The organism is Actinomadura sp. 7K507, assembly GCF_004348425.1.
GTDB lineage: Bacteria > Actinomycetota > Actinomycetes > Streptosporangiales > Streptosporangiaceae > Spirillospora.
In genome coordinates this window covers 1-1,804 of the sequence record NZ_SMKK01000509.1, presented here as the reverse complement: position 1 = coordinate 1,804, position 1,804 = coordinate 1, and the positions used below count along the sequence as shown (strand labels likewise).

The window sequence follows — 1,804 nt, the reverse complement described above, 5'->3', positions numbered from 1 at the left end:
CCTCAGGCCCCCCGTCCGCCCACACCCTGGGGCTCGCGCCGCTTCCGAGGCCACGTGCACGACGTGGGCTGGTCATCAGCATCCCCGCGGTCGGCGCCCTGCTAAGGCATCAGGTTCGTGTCACATGGGGGGAGGCTGGTGGTCATGCCGGCCGTGATGGCCCAGCGTTCGTGGTCGCGCCAGACGCCGCCGATGTTGATGAATCCGGGGGAGAAGCCCTCCCGCCGGAAGCCGAGCCGGTGGACCAGGCGCCGGGACGGTTCGTTCCCTGGCTGGACGTCCGCCTCGACGCGGTGCAGCCCGAGCGGGCCGAACGCGTACAGGACGGTCAGCCCGACGCCTTCGGTCATGAAGCCCCGCCCTGCGTTCGGCGTGAAGGCGGCGAAACCGAGGACGGCGCGGTCGTAGGGTCTCCGGACGATGCCGGTGAGGGTGGCATGTCCCGCGATGGCGCCCGTGTCCGCCCGTTCGATCAGCAAGGCCTCGCCGGCCGCCGGGTCCGCGAACCGGCCCAGATACTCGCGGAACGCCTCCGGGTCGGCCGGCGTCCTGACCCAGTCCGCGTGCAGTTCCGCGCTCTGTCCGGCGAGCCGGACGAACTCCTCCTCGTCCGCCGCCCGCAGCCGGCGCAGTACCACGCGACAGCCCATGACACCTCCGCACTGGCCCCCTGCCGCGAACCGCTCTGCTCATGGACCGGCCGGTGGACGGCCGGCCGCCTACGGGCCAGGTTGCCCCACGCCCCCCGCAGAGCGCACTCGCCGCACGGTCACGTCTGGGAAGCGAACCCGCCCCAGCGGGTTACCGACGCGAGAACCCACCGCAGCCGCGCGGTCCTCGACCGGTCCGGGACGGCCCGTCTGATCACCAACTCGATGACGTCCCTGACACTCGGTTACGGACAGTCCCTGGCAACGGCCCGGATCTCTCCGCACTACGCGTCCACCACACTGCCGAACCCGCGTGCCAGGCAGCGCGGGGCCGGGGCGTGGACAAGGCCGCGCTGCCCCAGGCCCCGATCCTTCTGGCGGATTTTGCCGGGTGGGGCCACCAAGAAGGGCTGCCCCTGCACGAACCTGCGTGCCAGGCAGCGCGGGGCCGGGGCGTGGACAAGGCCGCGCTGCCACGAACCCACGTGCCAGGCATCGCAGGGGCGGGGGATCGACAAAGCTGTCCCCAGACCCACGTGGGAGACGGCGTCCGGGCAGGGGCACCTTTCCCGCCCGGCGGCCGTTCCCGTCCGGTGGCCCTCGGAGGTGTACGTGGTCCCCGAGGCGCCTTCCTAAGTCTGACCGCGCCGTCGGCGGTGCTTCCGTACGGCTCCTTGTTGTTGGGGCAGGGTCAGGTGCGGCGTTTCCAGAAGGGGCGACGGGGTTCGGGGGCTCCGGTGATGTCGCCGAGGATCTGGAGTGCGCGGGTCCACAGGTCGTTGACGGTGGTCTGGTCCGGAGCGGGGGGCAGGCGGCGCAGGTCGTCGCGGAGGGTGGTGAGGGACGTGGTGGCCAAGGACTGCGCCTCCATGCGCTGGACGATCGACTCAAGGATGGGGAGGAGATCGCCCAGTAGAAGGTGCACGCGTTGGTCGTGTCTGTCCGACGCCTGGCGGAGGCGGTCGAGCACGTTGGCCAGTTCCTGCTGGAACTCGGTGGGAACGGGCTTGCGGCGGGTGCGTGGCGATGACATCGAGCCCGCGCCGGCGGCTGATGCTGCGCCGGGACGGCCAGAGCCCCGAGCCGGCATGCTGGGGGCCGAGCCGTATCCGGGCGGCGGGCCCGAGGGGGCGGGCGGCCTGGCGCTCCCAGGG

General features: G+C 72.3%; 2 protein-coding genes. Both read right to left on the bottom strand.

The window, feature by feature from the left end; translation table 11 throughout:
• Nucleotides 1-101: 101 nt before the first annotated feature.
• Nucleotides 102-650: a GNAT family protein gene (locus tag E1285_RS44915; protein WP_132161008.1), complete on the bottom strand. Its 549-nt coding sequence runs from the start codon at nucleotides 648-650 to the stop codon at nucleotides 102-104.
• Between the two features lie 691 nt (nucleotides 651-1,341).
• Nucleotides 1,342-1,683, bottom strand: coding sequence for a hypothetical protein (locus tag E1285_RS44910; protein ID WP_132161007.1), 342 nt, complete (start codon nucleotides 1,681-1,683; stop codon nucleotides 1,342-1,344).
• Nucleotides 1,684-1,804: the final 121 nt, after the last annotated feature.